The 18,393-nt window shown below is 60.0% G+C and carries 19 protein-coding genes and 1 tRNA gene; all 20 read right to left on the bottom strand.

Annotation, left to right across the window (positions count from 1 at the left end):
* Positions 1 to 50 precede the first annotated feature (50 nt).
* Positions 51 to 539 (bottom strand): NADH-quinone oxidoreductase subunit NuoI, encoded by a 489-nt coding sequence (gene nuoI, locus ACQ4WZ_RS03790; protein WP_010399726.1) that lies wholly within the window; start codon positions 537 to 539, stop codon positions 51 to 53.
* A gap of 14 nt (positions 540 to 553) precedes the next feature.
* Complete coding sequence (gene nuoH / locus ACQ4WZ_RS03785) at positions 554 to 1,636, bottom strand: NADH-quinone oxidoreductase subunit NuoH (protein WP_133990143.1); 1,083 nt, start codon at positions 1,634 to 1,636, stop codon at positions 554 to 556.
* Positions 1,636 to 3,969: an NADH-quinone oxidoreductase subunit NuoG gene (gene nuoG / locus ACQ4WZ_RS03780; protein WP_436572605.1), complete on the bottom strand. Its 2,334-nt coding sequence runs from the start codon at positions 3,967 to 3,969 to the stop codon at positions 1,636 to 1,638. Before nuoG ends, nuoH begins: the two co-directional genes overlap by 1 nt.
* 22 nt (positions 3,970 to 3,991) lie before the next feature.
* On the bottom strand, positions 3,992 to 5,287 hold the full coding sequence (gene nuoF, locus ACQ4WZ_RS03775; RefSeq protein ID WP_010399729.1) for an NADH-quinone oxidoreductase subunit NuoF: 1,296 nt from the start codon (positions 5,285 to 5,287) through the stop codon (positions 3,992 to 3,994).
* A complete protein-coding gene (nuoE, locus tag ACQ4WZ_RS03770) occupies positions 5,284 to 5,763 on the bottom strand; it encodes an NADH-quinone oxidoreductase subunit NuoE (protein ID WP_035820520.1) in 480 nt (159 codons plus the stop codon). The genes nuoF and nuoE overlap by 4 nt, the downstream gene beginning before the upstream one ends.
* A gap of 12 nt (positions 5,764 to 5,775) precedes the next feature.
* Positions 5,776 to 7,029 carry an NADH-quinone oxidoreductase subunit D gene (locus ACQ4WZ_RS03765; RefSeq protein WP_010399731.1) on the bottom strand — a complete coding sequence of 418 codons (1,254 nt, stop codon included), beginning with the start codon at positions 7,027 to 7,029 and terminating at the stop codon, positions 5,776 to 5,778.
* Positions 7,029 to 7,622 carry an NADH-quinone oxidoreductase subunit C gene (locus tag ACQ4WZ_RS03760; protein WP_436572604.1) on the bottom strand — a complete coding sequence of 198 codons (594 nt, stop codon included), beginning with the start codon at positions 7,620 to 7,622 and terminating at the stop codon, positions 7,029 to 7,031. Before ACQ4WZ_RS03760 ends, ACQ4WZ_RS03765 begins: the two co-directional genes overlap by 1 nt.
* 17 nt (positions 7,623 to 7,639) lie before the next feature.
* Entirely contained in the window at positions 7,640 to 8,116 is a 477-nt protein-coding gene (locus tag ACQ4WZ_RS03755; RefSeq protein WP_010399733.1) for a NuoB/complex I 20 kDa subunit family protein, read from the bottom strand.
* 3 nt (positions 8,117 to 8,119) lie between these two features.
* Positions 8,120 to 8,479: an NADH-quinone oxidoreductase subunit A gene (locus ACQ4WZ_RS03750; protein WP_010399734.1), complete on the bottom strand. Its 360-nt coding sequence runs from the start codon at positions 8,477 to 8,479 to the stop codon at positions 8,120 to 8,122.
* Between the two features lie 177 nt (positions 8,480 to 8,656).
* A tRNA-Leu gene (locus ACQ4WZ_RS03745) sits at positions 8,657 to 8,741 on the bottom strand.
* A 202-nt stretch (positions 8,742 to 8,943) separates the two neighbouring features.
* Positions 8,944 to 9,348: a preprotein translocase subunit SecG gene (secG, locus tag ACQ4WZ_RS03740; protein WP_101482093.1), complete on the bottom strand. Its 405-nt coding sequence runs from the start codon at positions 9,346 to 9,348 to the stop codon at positions 8,944 to 8,946.
* Positions 9,349 to 9,376: 28 nt separating this feature from the next.
* Positions 9,377 to 10,126, bottom strand: a complete 750-nt coding sequence (tpiA, locus tag ACQ4WZ_RS03735; protein ID WP_101482094.1) for a triose-phosphate isomerase — start codon at positions 10,124 to 10,126, stop codon at positions 9,377 to 9,379.
* Positions 10,127 to 10,198: 72 nt separating this feature from the next.
* Positions 10,199 to 11,179 (bottom strand): NAD(P)H-quinone oxidoreductase, encoded by a 981-nt coding sequence (locus tag ACQ4WZ_RS03730; RefSeq protein WP_436572603.1) that lies wholly within the window; start codon positions 11,177 to 11,179, stop codon positions 10,199 to 10,201.
* Positions 11,180 to 11,247: 68 nt separating this feature from the next.
* Entirely contained in the window at positions 11,248 to 11,856 is a 609-nt protein-coding gene (locus tag ACQ4WZ_RS03725; protein WP_077407077.1) for a tetratricopeptide repeat protein, read from the bottom strand.
* 64 nt (positions 11,857 to 11,920) lie between these two features.
* On the bottom strand, positions 11,921 to 12,682 hold the full coding sequence (locus ACQ4WZ_RS03720) for a GIN domain-containing protein (protein ID WP_101482097.1): 762 nt from the start codon (positions 12,680 to 12,682) through the stop codon (positions 11,921 to 11,923).
* Between the two features lie 108 nt (positions 12,683 to 12,790).
* Positions 12,791 to 13,000, bottom strand: coding sequence for a hypothetical protein (locus tag ACQ4WZ_RS03715; protein ID WP_436572602.1), 210 nt, complete (start codon positions 12,998 to 13,000; stop codon positions 12,791 to 12,793).
* A gap of 175 nt (positions 13,001 to 13,175) precedes the next feature.
* A complete protein-coding gene (locus tag ACQ4WZ_RS03710) occupies positions 13,176 to 15,122 on the bottom strand; it encodes a methyl-accepting chemotaxis protein (RefSeq protein ID WP_180338504.1) in 1,947 nt (648 codons plus the stop codon).
* 132 nt (positions 15,123 to 15,254) lie between these two features.
* Entirely contained in the window at positions 15,255 to 15,521 is a 267-nt protein-coding gene (locus ACQ4WZ_RS03705; protein ID WP_436572601.1) for a hypothetical protein, read from the bottom strand.
* Positions 15,522 to 15,727: 206 nt separating this feature from the next.
* Positions 15,728 to 17,845 carry a polyribonucleotide nucleotidyltransferase gene (pnp, locus tag ACQ4WZ_RS03700; protein WP_010399742.1) on the bottom strand — a complete coding sequence of 706 codons (2,118 nt, stop codon included), beginning with the start codon at positions 17,843 to 17,845 and terminating at the stop codon, positions 15,728 to 15,730.
* Between the two features lie 220 nt (positions 17,846 to 18,065).
* The gene (gene rpsO / locus ACQ4WZ_RS03695) at positions 18,066 to 18,335 is read right to left on the bottom strand and encodes a 30S ribosomal protein S15 (protein WP_010399743.1); all 270 of its coding nucleotides are present in this window, start codon (positions 18,333 to 18,335) and stop codon (positions 18,066 to 18,068) included.
* Positions 18,336 to 18,393 lie beyond the last annotated feature (58 nt).

Here is an 18,393-nt window from a genome sequence, read left to right as displayed (position 1 = left end):
CGTACAGATGAACGAGGGGCGCGCCGTAGCCAGAGGCTACGGCGCATCCATCAGCGATAAGGTGCGTCGGCGGCGCGCGCAGCGGCGATGTCATTTTCATAACGATCACCCACGGCCAGCAACATCTCTTTCGTGTAATACAAATCCCCGCGTTTCTCGCCGTGGTATTCCAGGATTTGCGTCTCGACGATCGAATCGACCGGGCAGGACTCTTCGCAGAAACCGCAGAAGATGCACTTGGTCAAGTCAATATCGTAACGCGTGGTGCGGCGCGAACCGTCGTCACGCTGTTCCGATTCGATCGTGATGGCCATCGCCGGGCAAACTGCTTCGCACAGTTTGCAGGCGATGCAACGTTCCTCGCCGTTCGGGTAGCGGCGCAGCGCGTGCAAGCCACGGAAACGCGGCGAGATCGGTGTCTTCTCTTCCGGGAATTGCACCGTGATCTTGCGCGAAAACATGTACTTGCCTGTCAGCGCCATGCCCTTGATCAGCTCGCCTAACAAGAGGCTGCTGAAGAAATCTTTTACCTTATCCATTCGTATGCACTCTCTTACTTCCAAATATTCCAGGATGTCTGCATCCAGGCAGCGACGAAGACCAGGTAGACCAGCGTCAACGGGATAAACACTTTCCAGCCGAGGCGCATGATCTGGTCATAACGGTAGCGTGGGAAAGTACCGCGCACCCAGATGAACACCGACACGATGAAGAAGGTCTTGGCGAACAGCCAGAAGAAGCCGCCGAAACCACCCCAGAACTCAAGGAAAGCAAATGGTGCGGACCAGCCACCGAGGAACATGATCGAAGCCAGGGCGCCGATCAGTATCATGTTGGCGTATTCGGCCAGCATGAACATGGCGTAGGCCATGCCCGAGTACTCGACCATGTGGCCGGCAACGATTTCCGACTCGCCTTCGACGACGTCGAATGGGTGACGGTTGGCTTCAGCCAGGCCCGACACCAGGTAAATGACGAACATCGGCAGCAGCGGCAACCAGTTCCACGACAGGAAGTTCACGCCCTTGTCAGCGAAGAAGCCGATTTGCTGGCCGCCAACGATGTCGATGAAATTCAGGCTGCCCGATACCATCAGCACGATGACCATCACGAAGCCCATCGGGATTTCATACGAAATCATCTGTGCCGAAGCGCGCATGGCGCCCATGAACGAGTACTTCGAGTTCGACGCCCAGCCGGCGATGATGATGCCGTAGACTTCCATCGAGGTAATCGCCAGCAGCATCAGCAAGCCCGCGTTGACGTTGGCCAGCACGGCTTGCGGACCGAACGGCACGACCGACCAGGCAGCCAGGGCCGGCATGATGGTCATGATCGGACCGATCACGAACAAGCCCTTGGCGGCCTTGGACGGGATGATGATCTCTTTGAACAAGAGTTTCAGCGCATCGGCGATAGGCTGCAGCAAGCCCAATGGGCCCACGCGGTTCGGGCCGACACGGATCTGAATCCAGCCGATCAGCTTGCGTTCCCACAAGGTCAGGTAGGCAACCAGGCCCATCAGCGGCAACAGCACGCACAGGATCTTGATCAGGGTCCAGAAGAACGGCCAGGAGCCGCCCAGCAAATCCTGGCCACCGCTGTTGATGACGTTTACAAATTCAGGCAGAGCCATCAGATTTTCCCCTCTGCTGTTTCAACTGTGATGTCACCGAACATGCCGCCCAGGCTAGCCGTCGAGGCATGCGCCGCCGACACTTTGACCACATTGGCTGGCAGGCCGGCATGAATAGCCGCCACCAGAATGGCGCTGCCGGAGCCTTGCGCCACTTTGACCTTGTCGCCTGCCTTGATGCCCAGCTTGTCAGCCAGCGCCAGGGACAGGTGCGCTTGCGGCGCGGCACCATCGACCGTGCGTTGCAAAGGTTCGGAGCGGCGTACCAGCGCGTCGGCGAAGTAGATCGGCACGTCGGCGATGCGTTGCAGCGCCGGCGAAGCCGGTGCGTAGCTTGCCGCTTCCGGTGCGTTCTTGGCGATATTGTTCAGCTGTGCCGACAGATCGGTCACGCCAGCGCCAAACGCTTCGTCGCGGATCGCTTCGGAGGTGTCGTAGTCGAAACCGGCCAGGCCCAGGATGTTGCCCAGCACGCGCAGCACTTTCCAGGCTGGACGGGTTTCCGCCAGCGGTTTCACGGTGCCGTTGAAGCTTTGCGCGCGGCCTTCGCAGTTCACGAAGGTACCCGAGGTTTCAGCGAACGGCGCGATCGGCAGCAAGACATCGGCGTAATCCATGCCGTGCTTGAAGGCCGACATCGCCACGACCATGTCGGCGCCATCCAGGGCGGCGCGGGCCGCTTGTGGATTGGCAGCATCGAGTTCCGGCTCGGCGTGCAGCAGCACGTAAGCTTTCTTCGGCACGGCAAAGGCAGCTTGCACATTGGTGCGCGGCTTGGCGACCAGGTGTGCGCCAACCGTGTTGGCCGCTTCCGTCAGGTAACCGAGCTTGGCGCCCGTCTGTTCGGCGATCCATTGCGCGGCAGCATGCAGTTGCGACGCTTGCGGGTGTTGCGTTGCTGCGTTACCCAGCAGCACGGCGCCATGATCGCCAGCCATCAGGCTGGCAGCGATGGCGACGGCCACGTCCGAAGCGGTCACCGCTTCAAAACCGTTTGGCGCGGCGATTTCTTTCGCTTTAGCAACAGCAGCGACCACTTCCGACAGGGCCGCCAGCCAATCGCTAGGCGCCACGATCATCTTGTTGGCGATGGTGATCAGTTGATCATCGTCCGAGGCGTGCAGGATGGACAGCTTGGCACCGCCCTTGACGGACGCGCGCAAACGCGTAGCCAGCAATGGGTGATCCTTGCGCAGGAACGAGCCGATGACGAAGGCGCGCTTGATCTGGCCAAATTCATTGATCGGCATGCCCAGCCATGGCTTGACGCCGGCATCGAGCGCGAAGTCGGTCTGGCGCAGGCGGAAGTCGACGTTCTCGGAACCGAGGCCGTGGACGACTTTTTGCAGCAGGACCAGCTCTTCGACGGTCGAATGCGGGGTGGCCAGCGCGGCGATGGCGTCAGCGCCATGCTCATGCTTGATATTTTTCAAACCGTGCGCCACGTATTCCAGCGCCGTTTGCCAATCGACTTCTTTCCACTCGTTGCCTTGTTTCAGCATCGGGGAAGTCAGGCGTTCAGCGCTGTCCAGCGCTTCGTACGAGAAACGATCCTTGTCCGAGATCCAGCACTCGTTGACAGCTTCGTTTTCCAGTGGCAATACGCGCTTGACCTTGCCAGCTTTCACTTGCACGATCAAGTTGGTACCCAGACCGTCATGCGGGCTGACCGATTTGCGGCGCGACAGTTCCCACGTACGGGCGCTGTAGCGGAATGGCTTCGAGGTCAGTGCACCGACGGGGCACAGGTCGATCATGTTGCCCGACAGTTCGGAGTCGACCGTATGGCCAACAAACGACACGATTTCCGAGTGTTCGCCGCGGCCGATCATGCCCAGCTCCATCACGCCGGCCACTTCCTGGCCAAAGCGTACGCAACGGGTGCACTGGATGCAGCGCGACATTTCCTGCATGGAAACCAGCGGACCGGCTTCCTTCGGCTGCACCACGCGCTTGTCTTCCTTGTAGCGCGATTCGCTCTTGCCGTAGCCCACTGCCAAGTCTTGCAACTGGCATTCGCCGCCCTGATCGCAGATAGGGCAATCAAGCGGGTGGTTAATCAGCAAGAATTCCATGACCGACTTTTGCGCCTGCACAGCTTTATCGCTGGCGGAGCGCACGATCATGCCGGCACTGACCGGGGTCGCACAAGCGGGCAAAGGCTTGGGCGCCTTTTCCACTTCGACCAGGCACATGCGGCAGTTCGCTGCGATCGACAATTTCTTGTGATAGCAGAAGTGCGGAATGTAGGTTCCCAATTTGTTGGCGGCGTCCATCACCATGCTACCAGCAGGGACTTCGACTTTTTTGCCGTCTATTTCGATTTCAACCATGGTGATCGTTACCTGACGCAGCTTAGATATATGCGGGCACTAAGCAATGCTTGTGCTCGATATGATATTCAAATTCTTCACGGAAATTCTTAATGAAGGCCCGTACCGGCATGGCAGCCGCATCGCCCAGCGCGCAAATGGTGCGGCCCTGGATGTTGTCGGCGATCGAGTTGAGCATGTCCAGGTCGTCTGGACGACCCTGCCCCTGCTCGATGCGATGCACCATGCGGTACATCCAGCCTGTGCCTTCACGGCAAGGCGTACACTGGCCGCACGATTCTTCAAAATAGAAGTAGGACAGGCGTTCCAGCGCCTTCACCATGCAGCGTGTTTCGTCCATCACGATGACAGCACCCGAACCCAACATCGAACCGGCTTTCGCGATCGAGTCATAGTCCAGGTCGGTCTGCATCATGATGTCGCCGCGGATCACCGGAGCGGACGAACCGCCAGGGATCACGGCCTTGATCTTTTTGCCACCGCGCATGCCGCCTGCCAGTTCCAGCAGGGTCGCAAACGGGGTGCCGAGCGGCACTTCATAGTTGCCCGGTTTTTCCACGTCGCCCGAGATCGAGAAGATCTTCGAACCGCCATTGTTCGGCTTGCCCATCGCCAGGTATTTCTCTGGACCGATGTTCAGCACGAAGGGCACGGCCGCGAAGGTTTCCGTGTTGTTGATCGTCGTCGGCTTGCCGTACAGGCCAAACGAGGCGGGGAAAGGCGGTTTGAAGCGCGGCTGGCCTTTCTTGCCTTCCAGCGATTCGAGCAGGGCCGTTTCTTCGCCGCAGATGTAAGCGCCATAACCATGGTGCGCATGCAACTGGAACGAGAATTCGCTGCCCATGATCTTGTCGCCCAGGAAACCGGCGGCACGCGCCTCTTCCAGCGCTTCTTCGAAACGCAGGTATTCCTGGAAGATTTCACCGTGGATATAGTTATAGCCGACGGTGATGCCCATCGCATAAGCGCCAATGGCCATGCCTTCGATCAGCGCATGGGGATTGTAACGAATGATGTCGCGGTCCTTGAAAGTACCCGGTTCGCCTTCATCTGTATTGCAGACGAGGTATTTCTGACCCGGGAACTGGCGCGGCATGAAGCTCCACTTCAAGCCGGTAGGGAAACCCGCGCCGCCACGGCCGCGCAAGGACGAAGCCTTGAGGTCGGCGATGATCTGTTCCGGCGTGATTTTCTCTTCCAGAATACGCCGCAGGGCCGAATAGCCGCCGCGGTTCACATAGTCTTGCAAATGCCAGTTCTTGCCATCCAGATCCTTCAGGATCAATGGATCGATATGGCGGTTGTGGAGTGACGTCATTTCTTGAGTTCCTCCAGCATGGCGTCGATTTTCTCGTTCGACATCCAGCTGCACATGGTTTTATTACTGACCAGCAAGACAGGCGCATCGCCGCAAGCACCCATGCACTCGCCTTCAACCAGGGTGAACTGGCCGTCTGCGGTGGTTTCGCGGAAATCGATACCCAGTTTCTGCTTCAGGTACTCTGCAGCGCGCACGCCGCCCGACAGGGCGCATGGCAGGTTGGTGCACACGGTAATCTTGTGCTTGCCCACGGGCTTGACGTTGTACATATTGTAGAACGTGGCCACTTCCTGCACGGCAATCGCCGGCATGCCGATGTAATCGGCCAGTTCCTTCATGGTTTCCGGCGCCAGCCAGCCCAGTTCATCCTGGGCATGGGCCAGCGCGGCCATGACGGCCGACTGACGCTGGTCGGCCGGGTACTTGGCCAGCTCGCGGTCAATTTTCTTATAGCATTGCTCTGATAACAACATACTTTTTGCCTCTTAGCGGTCAATACTGCCGAACACGATATCTTGCGTCCCGATGATGGTCACGGCGTCGGCAAGCATGTGCCCACGCGCCATCTCGTCGAGCGACTGCAAGTGAGCGTAGTCTGGCGCGCGCAGTTTCATGCGGTACGGCTTGTTGGCGCCATCGGACACCAGGTACACGCCGAACTCGCCCTTCGGATGTTCCACGGCGCTGTAGGCCTCGCCTGGCGGCACGTGGAAACCTTCGGTAAACAGCTTGAAGTGGTGAATCAACGATTCCATGTTGGTCTTCATGTCGACGCGGCCCGGAGGCGCCACCTTGCGGTTGCTGGTCATGACAGGACCTTCATTGTTGCGCAGCCACTCCACGCATTGCTTGATGATGCGGTTCGACTGGCGCAGCTCTTCCACGCGGACCAGATAGCGGTCGTAGCAATCGCCGTTGGTGCCGATAGGAATGTCGAAATCCATCAGGTCGTACACTTCGTACGGCTGTTTCTTGCGCAAGTCCCACTGCACGCCCGAGCCGCGCAGCATGGCGCCCGTAAAGCCCATGGCCAGCGCATCTTCCGGCGACACCACGCCGATACCGACGGTACGCTGTTTCCAGATACGGTTGTCGGTCAGCAAGGTTTCGTACTCGTCCACGGAATTCGGGAAACGGCGCGCGAAGTCTTCGATGAAGTCCAGCAGGGAACCCTGGCGGTTTTCATTCAGCTTGGAAATCGCCTTGGCGTTGCGAATGATCGACGCCTTGTGCTGCGGCATTGCGTCCGGCAAGTCGCGGTACACGCCGCCCGGACGGTAGTAGGCTGCGTGCATGCGCGCGCCCGAGACTGCCTCGTAGGCGTCGAACAAGTCTTCGCGGTCGCGGAAGCAATACAGGAACGGGCCCATGGCGCCAACGTCCAGCGCGTGGGTGCCCAGCCACATCAGGTGATTCAGGATGCGCGTCATTTCGTCGAACATGACGCGGATGTATTGCGCGCGCAGCGGCACTTCCAGGCCCAGCATCTTTTCGATGGCCATCACGTACGCATGCTCATTGCACATCATCGACACATAGTCGAGACGGTCCATGTACGGCACGGATTGCAGATAGGTCTTTTGCTCGGCCAGCTTTTCGGTGGCGCGGTGCAACAGGCCGATATGCGGGTCGGCACGCTGGATGACTTCGCCATCCATCTCCAGCACCAGGCGCAGCACACCGTGCGCGGCCGGATGCTGTGGCCCAAAGTTCAGGGTGTAGTTCTTAATCTCAGCCATTATTTCATCCCGTAATGTTCTTCGCGGATCACGCGCGGCACGTTTTCCCGCGGCTCGATCGTCACGGGCTGGTAAATCACGCGCTTCTGTTCCGGATCGTAGCGCATCTCGACATAGCCGGAGACGGGGAAATCCTTGCGGAACGGATGGCCGATGAAACCGTAGTCGGTCAGCAGGCGGCGCAAGTCGTTGTGGCCTTCGAAGAGGATGCCCAGCAAGTCGAACGCTTCGCGCTCATACCAGTTGACGGCACGCCAGATGTTCACCACGGAGGGCAGCAGCGGCATGTCGTCGTCCGGTGCGAATACGCGCACGCGCACGCGCCAGTTGTGCTTGACCGACAGCAAGTGCGAGACGGCCGCAAAACGCTTGCCATCCCAGCTACCGTCGCCATAGGTCGAGTAGTCGACGCCACACAGGTCGAGCAATTGCTCGAAATGCAGGGTCGGATCGTCGCGCAAGGTCTGCATCACGGCCAGGTAGTCCTCGGCCTTGACGACCAGGGTGACTTCGCCCAGCGCAACCGTCGTGCTAACGCGATCGCCCAGGGCAGTGCCGAGGGCGTTTTGCAATACTTCTAAATGTGTTGTCATAATCTGAAGCGGCCCGGTTAGCGTGCGATCGTGCTGGTACGCTTGATCTTGTTCTGCAACTGCATGATGCCGTACAGCAAGGCTTCAGCGGTCGGAGGACAGCCAGGCACATACACGTCGACAGGCACGATGCGGTCGCAGCCGCGCACCACAGAATAGGAGTAATGGTAGTACCCGCCGCCATTGGCGCAGGAACCCATCGAGATGACCCAGCGTGGCTCTGCCATCTGGTCGTAGACCTTGCGCAAGGCCGGCGCCATCTTGTTGCACAGGGTGCCGGCAACGATCATGACGTCGGACTGACGCGGCGACGGACGAAACACGACGCCGAAACGGTCCATATCGTAGCGGGCTGCGCCCACATGCATCATTTCGACCGCACAGCAGGCCAGACCGAACGTCATCGGGAACATAGACCCGGTGCGCGCCCAGTTGATCAGCTTGTCGGCCGAGGTGGTGATGAAACCTTCGCTTAATACGCCTTCAATAGCCATGGCTTATTCCCAGTCAAGGGCACCTTTCTTCCAAATGTACCAAAATCCGACCACGAATTCAGCGATGAATACCATCATCGTGACGAAACCGGCCCAACCCAGGTCGCGCATTGCAACGCCCCACGGGAAAAAGAATGCCGTTTCCAGATCGAACAAAATAAACAGGATTGCGACCAGATAGTAGCGCACATCAAATTTCATGCGCGCGTCTTCGAATGCTTCAAAGCCACATTCGTACGGGGAGAGTTTTGCTGCGTCAGGCTTGTTAGGACCTAACAGGCGCCCCAGGAGCTGGGGAGCGATACCGACACCAAGGCCGATAATAATAAACAGCAGGACGGGGAAGTAATTTTCGAGGTTCACGATTGATAAGCTTATATTGAACGATCGGTTAAATGAGGACGCTGCGATCATTTGCAGCGTATCTAACGCACGACCCCAATCAAAGCTAAGACCAGGATCGAACGACACATCCTCGTAAAAAAAGCCAGCAACTTTGTACGAGCCATGGCTCGTGCGCCGTTGCTGGCTTCTGATTTCTGGTGCCGACGACGAGACTCGAACTCGTACAGCTTTCGCCACTACCCCCTCAAGATAGCGTGTCTACCAATTTCACCACGTCGGCGGTAAGGCCCGTATTCTACTCTGCTTTGCCGCTAAAGTTAATGCACAAATGCATCAAAACACAGATAAAAACGATAAATTTTTACATCTTCCAGCGCGTCACGATTTTTTCCTGCCGCGCTGCTAAAACATTGAGCAATAATCTGCCCGTAATGAGAACTACTCTCGATGAGGTATCGAGATGCTGCTCAGTGACGACACAATTACTTCGGAATCGCGCCTGCCGGAGTGCTGGCAACCGGTGCCGCAGCTGCCGGAGCGCTGGCGACCGGTGCTGCTGCAGGTACCGTCGTCGGGATCGCGCCCGCACCGGTGACTGGCACTGGCTTGACGACTTTATCCATCACGCCGCCGCCGACAGTGGTGGCGCGCTGATTGGCCATCAGCGACAGGGCCAGGGTGGCGCCAAAGAAGATCGCGGCGGCAACGCCCGTCGACTTCGACATGAAGTTCGACGAACCCGTCGCACCGAACAGGCTGCCCGAGGCGCCCGAACCGAAGGCGGCACCCATGTCGGCGCCCTTGCCGTGCTGCAGCAACACCAGCGCGATAATCGACAATGCCGAAATAACCTGTACTACCACTACCAGATTGAACATCATGTTCATTGCAATTCCATTCTTAGTTTAAATTAATTCAATCAGCGGCGTGAATAATCGCCAGGAAATCCACCGCCTTCAATGCTGCACCACCGATCAGACCGCCATCGATATCCGGCATCGCCATCAATTCTTTTGCGTTCTCCGGCTTCATGCTGCCGCCGTACAGGATTTGCACGCCGGCCGCCGCTACCGCATTCTTTGCCGCCAGCTGGCCGCGCAATACCTGATGCACGTCCTGCGCCATTTGCGGCGTGGCTGTCTTGCCAGTGCCGATGGCCCAGACTGGCTCGTAGGCCAGCACCAGTTTCGCCACGTCGTCGGCGGAAATCGCCGCCAGCACGGCGCCCAACTGCTGCGCCACGACCGCGTCGGTCTGGCCCGCTTCGCGCTGCGCCAGCGTTTCGCCGATGCAAACGATAGGCGTAATGCCCGCCGCCAGCGCAGCTACCGTCTTGGCCGCCACCAGTGCATCGCTCTCGCCATGGTAGGCGCGGCGCTCGGAATGCCCGATCACCACATAGCTGCAGCCAAAATCCTGCAACATCGCGACCGAGATTTCGCCCGTGTAGGCGCCGCTGGCGTGCGCGGACACATCCTGCGCGCCCCAACCAAGAGCCGTGCCTGCCAATTGCGTCTGGCACTGCGCCAGATACGGCGCGGGCACACAGACGGCGCTGGCGGCGCCAGAGGCAGCCAGGCCAGCAACTATTTCAGACAATAACACCGCGTTCGAGGTGCGACTGCCGTTCATTTTCCAATTTCCGACGACGAGTTTGCGACGCATAGTAGCCTAAATTCTAATAACCCGTCATTCTAACTCCGGCGCCGATGCCGGTCAAACAGGCAGTGCCCCGTTTCAGGCAACTTGCAACATGATCTTGCCTACATGCGTGCTCGCTTCCATCAAGGCATGCGCCTCGTTGGCTTTTTCCAATGGGAAGGTTTGATAGATCACAGGCTTGATCTTGCCCGCCTCGATCAGGGGCCAGACGGTCGAGCGCAGGTGGTTCGCGATGGCCGCCTTGAAGGCGACGGGACGGGGGCGCAGGGTCGAGCCGCTGACGCTCAGGCGGCGGCGCAGCACCTGCCCCAGGTCCAGGGTGGCCTTGCTGCCGCCCTGCACGGCGATCAAGCCGATGCGGCCATCGTCGGCCAGGCAATCGATCTCGCGCGGCAGGTAGTCGCCACCCACCATGTCAAGGATGACATCCACACCACGGCCTGCCGTCAACTCCTTGACGACGGCAACGAAATCTTCCGTGCGGTAATTGATGCCCCGTTCGGCGCCCAGCGCCTCGCAGGCGCGCGCTTTTTCATCGCTGCCCGCCGTGGCGAACACGCGGTGACCGAGCGCGGCCGCCAATTGAATGGCCGCCACGCCAATGCCGGACGTGCCGCCCTGCACCAGCAAGGTTTCGCCGTCGGCCAGCGCGCAGCGATCGAACACATTGCTCCAGACGGTGAAGAAGTTTTCCGGCAGGGACGCGCCTTCCAGCGCCGTCAAGCCTTTGGGCAAGGGCAGGCATTGGCCGCTTGGGGCTGCGCAGTACTCTGCATAGCCGCCGCCCTGCACCAAGGCGCAGACCAGGTCGCCCTTCTTGAATGCAGTGTCAGTAAAATCGCCATCGACGACTTCGCCAGCCACTTCCAGGCCGGGCAAGTCGGACGCGCCGGCGGGCGGCGCATACTTGCCCAGGCGCTGCAACACGTCGGGACGGTTGATGCCGGCCGCGTGCACCTTGATCAGCAGTTCGCCCGCCTTATAGTGCGGCATGGGACGTTCGGCGATCTGCAAAACGTCGGCGGGACCTGGCTGGCTGATGGCAACTGCACGCATGGCGGGACTCTTTCAAGGGAAAATGGCGATTGTACGCCAAGCCGCCAGCCCTTGCAGACGCCCCCCCCTCAACCGGCGCCCGTCTTCGACTGGCGCGGCAAGGGCGTGCCCGGCTTCCATTTCGCCGACAGGGCCTGCCCCTCCTCGACTTGCTCATGCGTCATCTTGCGCACCACGGCGGCGCGCTGGTCGGCCGCATTTGCGTTGCCATTCGCGGCCGCCAGGTTCCACAGCATGTAGGCGATGACGTTGTCCTGCTGCACGCCACCCATGTGGTAGCGATACATCAGGCCCAGCACCTGCTGCGCCTCCGCATGATTCTGCTCGGCAGCCTTGCGAAACCAGCCCACTGCCTGCTTGTGATCCTGCAGCACGGCATTGCCCGTGTAATACATGGCGCCCACCACATACTGGGCGTCAGCCTTGCCCTGCTCGGCCGCCTTGCGGTGCCAGAACATGGCTTGCTTGTAATCCTGCGGCAAGCCCCGTCCCATGTAATACATCAAGCCCAGCAAATGCTGGGCATCGGCGTTGCCCGTCTTTGCAAGGGGCAATATTTCCTTGTAGGCTAGCGCGTAATTCTTGTTGTTGTAAGCACTGGCGCCTTCGGCGAAACCAGCCCGCGCGGGTAGCTGTATCGTCAACAGCATGAGTAATGTAATGATCAGTTTTTTCATCGGAATGGGATGTGGTCTGACTACTTATTCTTGTCCTGCCAATAAGATCTGCGGCAGGATGCTTTTACTTCCAGCTAACTTTGCCCAGGCCCTCGACGCTGACATCGCGGTTGGCCGGCTTGCCGTACACCACCACCGACCCGAGTCCGCTCAGGTTCAGCTTGGCATTCGTATGGGCATTCACTGTGGCATTGCCGAGGCCACTCAATTCCAGGTTGACGGCGTCCGCCTCGAATTGCTGCGCATTCAGGCTGCCCAGGCCGCCCAGGCTGGCTTTCAGGATGCGTCCGCGTCCGCCCAGCACTACCGAGCCGGCACCCTGCAAGTCCAGCTCCGCTTTGTCGTTATTGCCGATCCAGAGCTGCATGCTGCCCACGCCACCCAGGCTGGCATTGAGCTTGCGGTAGTCGCCCACCAGCTTGATGCTGCCCGCCCCTTCCAGCGACAGGGTCAGCTCCTCGCCCTTGAAACCGGTGATGTCGGTGCTGCCAAAGCCTTCCGAGCTCAGTTCGCGCAAGTTCGGCAAGACGAGGTCGGCGCGTATCGACGAGGGACCGATCTTGAAGCCGCGCACTTCCGTCTCGATGTGCAGGGTATCGCCGCTTTGCGCCGTGCTGACATCGGCGATGTAGCGCTTGTCGGCCGTGATGCTCAGCGAAGGCACGTTGCCCTGGCGAATGCGCACTTCCATCACACCATCGAGCTTGACGCGTACCACGCGGGCGTCGATGTTGCGCATTTCCAGCAAGCGGGTCTCGGCGGCCGCGCCGCGCACCAGGCCCAGTGCCGCCAGGAACAGCAGCGCCAGTTGGAGTGTCTTTTTCATGTAATGCATCCTCGGTATCTTGTTTTTATCTGTCTGGCCGCCCGCCGGGGGCGCCCGCATTGCTCGCGCAGCACCACTGTAGCAGCGCGGAAAATTGCTGACAATCAATTATGCAAAACGGGATTTTTCCGCGGCGCTGAGGCGCTTGGCCTTGATCACCACCACTTGCATGGCAGCCTTGTTCGCTGGCGCGGCCAGGGTGGCCGTGGAACTGGCCACTTGCAGGGCCGGGGCGAGCGGGGCAATGGCGTAGCAGCTGGCGCTGACCAGGATGGCGGCGGCAACGGCAATGACTTCCATGTTTTTAGCGACGTTCATGTTGTTCTCCTCGGGTGTCTGGCAGTGGGCTTGCGGTATGGTGTCACTATAGCCATACCGCCCCCGGCCAACACGCCGATTGCGACGAACTGCGCTTTTGGCAGGCTGACCTGACAAAAACGCGGATGAACGTGCCGAATAGGCGTCGCGAATCAACGTCGCGACTGCTGCGCGCTTAAAACTCTTCCCACTCGTCGGCGCCGGACTTCGCTGCCTTGACCGGCTTGCTCGGCGACAGCGCGCGGGCCGGCGCGCGCGGCGCTGGCGCCGCTGGCCTGGCCTTGAGGCGCGTCACGGGTGCGGACGCCGCGCTGGCACCTGCATCTCCGAGGCGGAACATGCCGACGGCCTGCGCCAGGTCCACCGCCTGCTCCTGCAGGCTTTCCGCGGCGGCCGCCGCCTGCTCGACAAGGGCCGCGTTCTGTTGCGTCATGGTATCCATGTGCGTGACGGCCGTATTGATTTCGCCGATGCCGGCACTCTGTTCGCGGCTGGCCACCGTGATCTCGCTCATGATGGTCGTCAATTGCTGCACCGAGGCCACCACCTGATCCATGGTCTGGCCCGCCTCATCGACGAGCCTGCCACCGGCGCCCACCTTTTCCACCGAGTCGCCGATCAATTCCTTGATTTCCTTGGCTGCCTGGCTCGAGCGTTGCGCCAGGTTGCGCACTTCGGACGCCACCACGGCAAAGCCCCTGCCCTGCTCGCCTGCGCGGGCCGCCTCGACGGCCGCATTCAAGGCCAGGATATTCGTCTGGAAAGCGATGCCATCGATCACGCCGATGATGTCGACGATCTTGCGCGAGCTTTCCTGGATGCCTGCCATGGTGCCCACCACCTGCTGCACGACGCGGCCACCCTTGGCCGCCACTTCCGAGGCGGACATGGCCAGCTCGTTGGCCGCATGCGCGTTTTCCGCATTCTGCTTGACGGTCGAGGTCAGCTCATCCATCGAACTGGCCGTCTCTTCCAGCGCGCCCGCCTGCGCTTCCGTGCGCGAGGACAGGTCGGCATTACCGGCGGCAATGTCGGCTGACTCACTGCGCACCAGGGTGCTGATGCTGCGGATCTGCACCAGCACGGTGGCGATTTTCTCGACGAACAAATTGAAGGCCTTGGCGATCTGCGCCAGCTCATCCGCACCTTCCGCGTCGAGGCGGCTGGTCAGGTCGCCGTCGCCCGTGGCGATCGCTTCCATCGCATCGCGCACCAGGCCCAGGCGGCGCAAGGCGCGCGCTACCAGCACGCTCAATGCCGCGGCGGCCAGGGCCAGCACCAGCAAGGCCGTCAGGGCCGAGGCGCGCAGCATGGAGCTCAGGGCTTGCGTGGCTTCCGCGCGATCGAGCACGGTAGCCAGCAGCCAGTCGCTGCCCGGCACCTTACTCACATGCAAGATACCTTCGCGCTCGCCAAGGCGAATGGCGGCACCATCGCCGCTCTTTTCAATATTGCCCAGCGCCTGCGCGCTCAAGCCCGGATCGAGCTCGGCCAGCGGCTTCAGGGTCAGCTTGCCGTCCGGGTGGGCGATGATCTTGCCGCCTCCATCGACGAGGAAGGCGTAGCTGGCCGCGGTTGGCTTGATCGAGGCGACATTTTGCACCACGGCATCCATCATCACGTCGGCCGCCATCACGCCCGTCACGCTGCCCTTGCCGCCCAGCGGCTCGGCAAACGTCACCACCAGCTTGCCCGTGCTGGCGCCGATATATGGCGCCGTGATGATGGGACCGCCCGACTCGGACGCCTGCTTGTACCAGGGCCGCGCCGTAGGATCGTAGTCGGCGGCGCGCTTGCGCTCCTGCGAAAAGACGGCATGCTTGTCGGCAAAGCCGATATACGCCATGTCAAACGTGCCAGCCTGCTCGGCCGCCTTCAGGGCCGGCAGCGGATCGGCCGCCGTGGCACCCTGCTTGAGCGAGCCCACGACGGCTTGCTTGGAGCGCAGCCATTCGGCGATGGCTGCCGCATGGCTGTGCGACAACTGCAGCATCTGCGTATCGAGCGCGGCAAGGGTGCTTGAGCGCGTGGTATAGAAATTGGCGATGGCGACGGCCAGCATGGCCAGCACGACGGTGGAAACGGCGATGGCGATCAGCCGCGCCTTAAGGGAGGACAACATGGTGCATCCAATAAAAAAGGGGAAATCGGGAGGGATGCGCCATGGTCGATGAATAAGATTTTGTCGTCAAGTAATACTGACTCTCAATTACCCATAAACAACAATTGATACCGTCTATTAACTACATATCAACTACATCTCGCCGCGCAGCTTGCGCAAGGCGGGCGATTCGCCGCCCGTGGCTTCGATGCGGAAACGGGCAAACGCCTGCTCCAGCTCGGGGTAACGGCGCTGGCTGCCTTCGTTAAAGTAGCGCCCGCCCGGGATATCGCCCCATGGCAGGGGCGCATTCAAGGCGCCAGCAGCCACCTGCGCCTGCATGGATGTGGATGTGACGGCGATGGAGATGGGCAGCAGCACCGGCGCGGATGGGTTGTCCAGCCCGCATAGGGTGCGCATGCTGCATCTCCCCGGAAGACGCGTTCAGGGGAAGGTCCCATCCCGAACCGGCAAGGCGCGGCAGCGGCCGATACGCGCTGGATCAAGGCCGGTACACACGTCGGCACTCACCTTCGATACAGCGCAAACGCGGCGCATAAAAAAACCGCCAGGGCTTGCGCACTGGCGGTTTTTGAGCATGCGGCCGAGGCCGCACTCAGGCTAACTTAAGCGGCTGGCGCTTCGTTGCCTTCAGCAGCTTTCATCGACAGCTTCAGACGGCCGCGGTCGTCCGTTTCCAGGACCTTGACGCGAACCAGCTGGCCTTCTTTCAGGTAATCGGCCACGGCATTGACGCGCTCGTTGGCGATCTGCGAAATGTGCAGCAAGCCGTCTTTGCCTGGCATGACTTGCACGATGGCGCCGAAGTCCAGCAGTTTCAGCACGGTGCCTTCGTAGGTCTTGCCCACTTCGACGGAAGCGGTCAGTTCTTCGATGCGGCGCTTGGCTTCCTGGCCGGCAGCAGCGTCGACGGAAGCGATGGTGACCACGCCTTCGTCGCTGATGTCGATCTGGGTGCCCGTCTCTTCGGTCAGCGCGCGAATCACGGCGCCGCCCTTGCCGATCACGTCACGGATTTTTTCCGGGTTGATCTTGATGGTGATCAGACGCGGTGCGAAATCGGACAGTTCGGTTTTGACGTGCGGCATGGCTTTTTGCATTTCGCCCAGGATGTGCTCGCGGCCTTCCTTGGCTTGCGCCAGTGCCACTTGCATGATTTCCTTGGTGATGCCCATGATCTTGATGTCCATCTGCAGCGCCGTGATACCGTTGCGGGTACCGGCTACCTTGAAGTCCATGTCGCCCAGGTGATCTTCGTCGCCCAGGATGTCGGACAGCACGGCAAACTTGCCGCCTTCCTTGATCAGGCCCATGGCGATACCGGCCACGTGTTCTTTCATCGGCACGCCGGCGTCCATCAGTGCCAGGCAACCGCCGCAGACGGAAGCCATCGACGAGGAACCGTTCGATTCCGTGATTTCCGATACCAGACGCACCGAGTAGCTGAACTCTTCAGCTGCTGGCAGGGCGGCGATCAGCGCGCGCTTGGCCAGGCGGCCGTGGCCGATTTCGCGGCGCTTAGGCGTACCGACACGGCCCGTTTCGCCGGTGGCGAACGGAGGCATGTTGTAATGCAGCATGAACGAATCGGTGAACTCGCCCATCAGCGCATCGATCTTCTGGCTGTCGCGGGCGGTGCCCAGGGTGGCGACGACCAGCGCCTGCGTTTCGCCGCGTGTGAACAGGGCCGAACCGTGGGTGCGTGGCAGCACGCTGGTGCGGATCGAGATCGGACGCACGGTGCGCGTGTCGCGGCCGTCAATGCGTGGCTCGCCGTCCAGGATTTGCGTACGCACGATTTTCGCTTCGATATCGAACAGGATGTTGTTGACTTCTGCGCTATCGATGGAAGCGCCGCCGGCAGCAGCCGCTTCAGCCGACAGGTCGGCGATCACTTCCGACGTCGCTGCTTTCAGCTTGGCCGTACGCTCTTGCTTGTCCTTGGTTTGATACGCGTCATTGATCTTGGCGTTGGCGAAATGCGCGACGCGGGCGATCAGTGCTTCGTTTTTCGGCGCAGGCGCCCATTCCACTTCCGGCTTGCCGCCGTCACGCACCAGGTCGTGAATCGCGTCGATGACGACTTTCATCTGGTCGTGGCCGAAGACCACGGCGCCCAGCATGATTTCTTCGGACAGCTGTTTCGCTTCCGATTCGACCATCAGCACGGCCGTTTCGGTACCGGCGACCACCAGGTCCATTTCCGACGTCTTCAGTTGCTGAACGGTTGGGTTCAGGATGTACTGGCCATTGGCGTAACCGACGCGCGCAGCGCCGATAGGGCCGTTGAAAGGCACGCCCGATACGCACAGGGCAGCCGATGCGCCGATCATGGCGGCGATGTCCGGATCGATTTCCGGGTTGACCGACAGCACGTGAATGATAACTTGCACTTCATTCAGGTAGCCTTCCGGGAACAGCGGACGGATAGGACGGTCGATCAAACGGGATGTCAGTGTTTCTTTTTCGGAAGGACGGCCTTCGCGCTTGAAAAAACCGCCCGGGATTTTACCGGCAGCATAGGTTTTTTCAACATAATCAACCGTCAAAGGGAAGAAATCCTGGCCTGGCTTGGCATCTTTGCGTGCCACTACCGTTGCCAGAACGACGGTATCTTCGATCGACACCAGCACTGCGCCGGATGCCTGACGTGCGATCTCGCCGGTTTCCAGGGTCACTTGGTGTTGACCGTACTGGAAGGTTTTCGTAACTTTGTTAAACATGGGGTATCCCTTTTCTAATTGCCGACAGATTTTCAGGGGCTGTCGTTCACCTCACCACAGGCGGCGCAAACATCGTTGCCGCCTTTACCACTTTACTTTTAAAACATGATATCGGTAGAGAATACTGCACTTACCGACATAAATCAGGAATTCAAATGACAAAATGCCCGCGTCAGCGAACTGGCGCAGGCATTTCTGTATAAACCTTGTACGGCAAAAATTACTTGCGCAGACCAAGTTTAGCGATCAGGTCGCGATAACGGGTAGCGTCTTTAGCCTTCAGGTAGGACAACAGGCTCTTACGACGGTTGACCATCATGATCAGGCCGCGGCGGGAGTGGTGATCTTTCGAGTGGGCTTTGAAGTGGCCGTTCAGTTCGTTGATGCGAGCTGTCAGCAGTGCAACTTGCACTTCAGGGGAGCCGGTGTCGTTTTGACCACGTGCGTTGTCCGCGATGATAGCGGCTTTGTTGATGTTTTCTACTGTCATGATAAACCTTTCACATGCGGTGCACAGAGTCTGAACCCTATCCACCGTGAACTACGAT

The sequence above is a fragment of the Janthinobacterium darwini genome, assembly GCF_051380905.1.
Lineage (GTDB): Bacteria > Pseudomonadota > Gammaproteobacteria > Burkholderiales > Burkholderiaceae_D > Janthinobacterium.
Note: the sequence above shows the minus strand (reverse complement) of the source record. Positions and strands in the feature narration are given on the sequence as shown.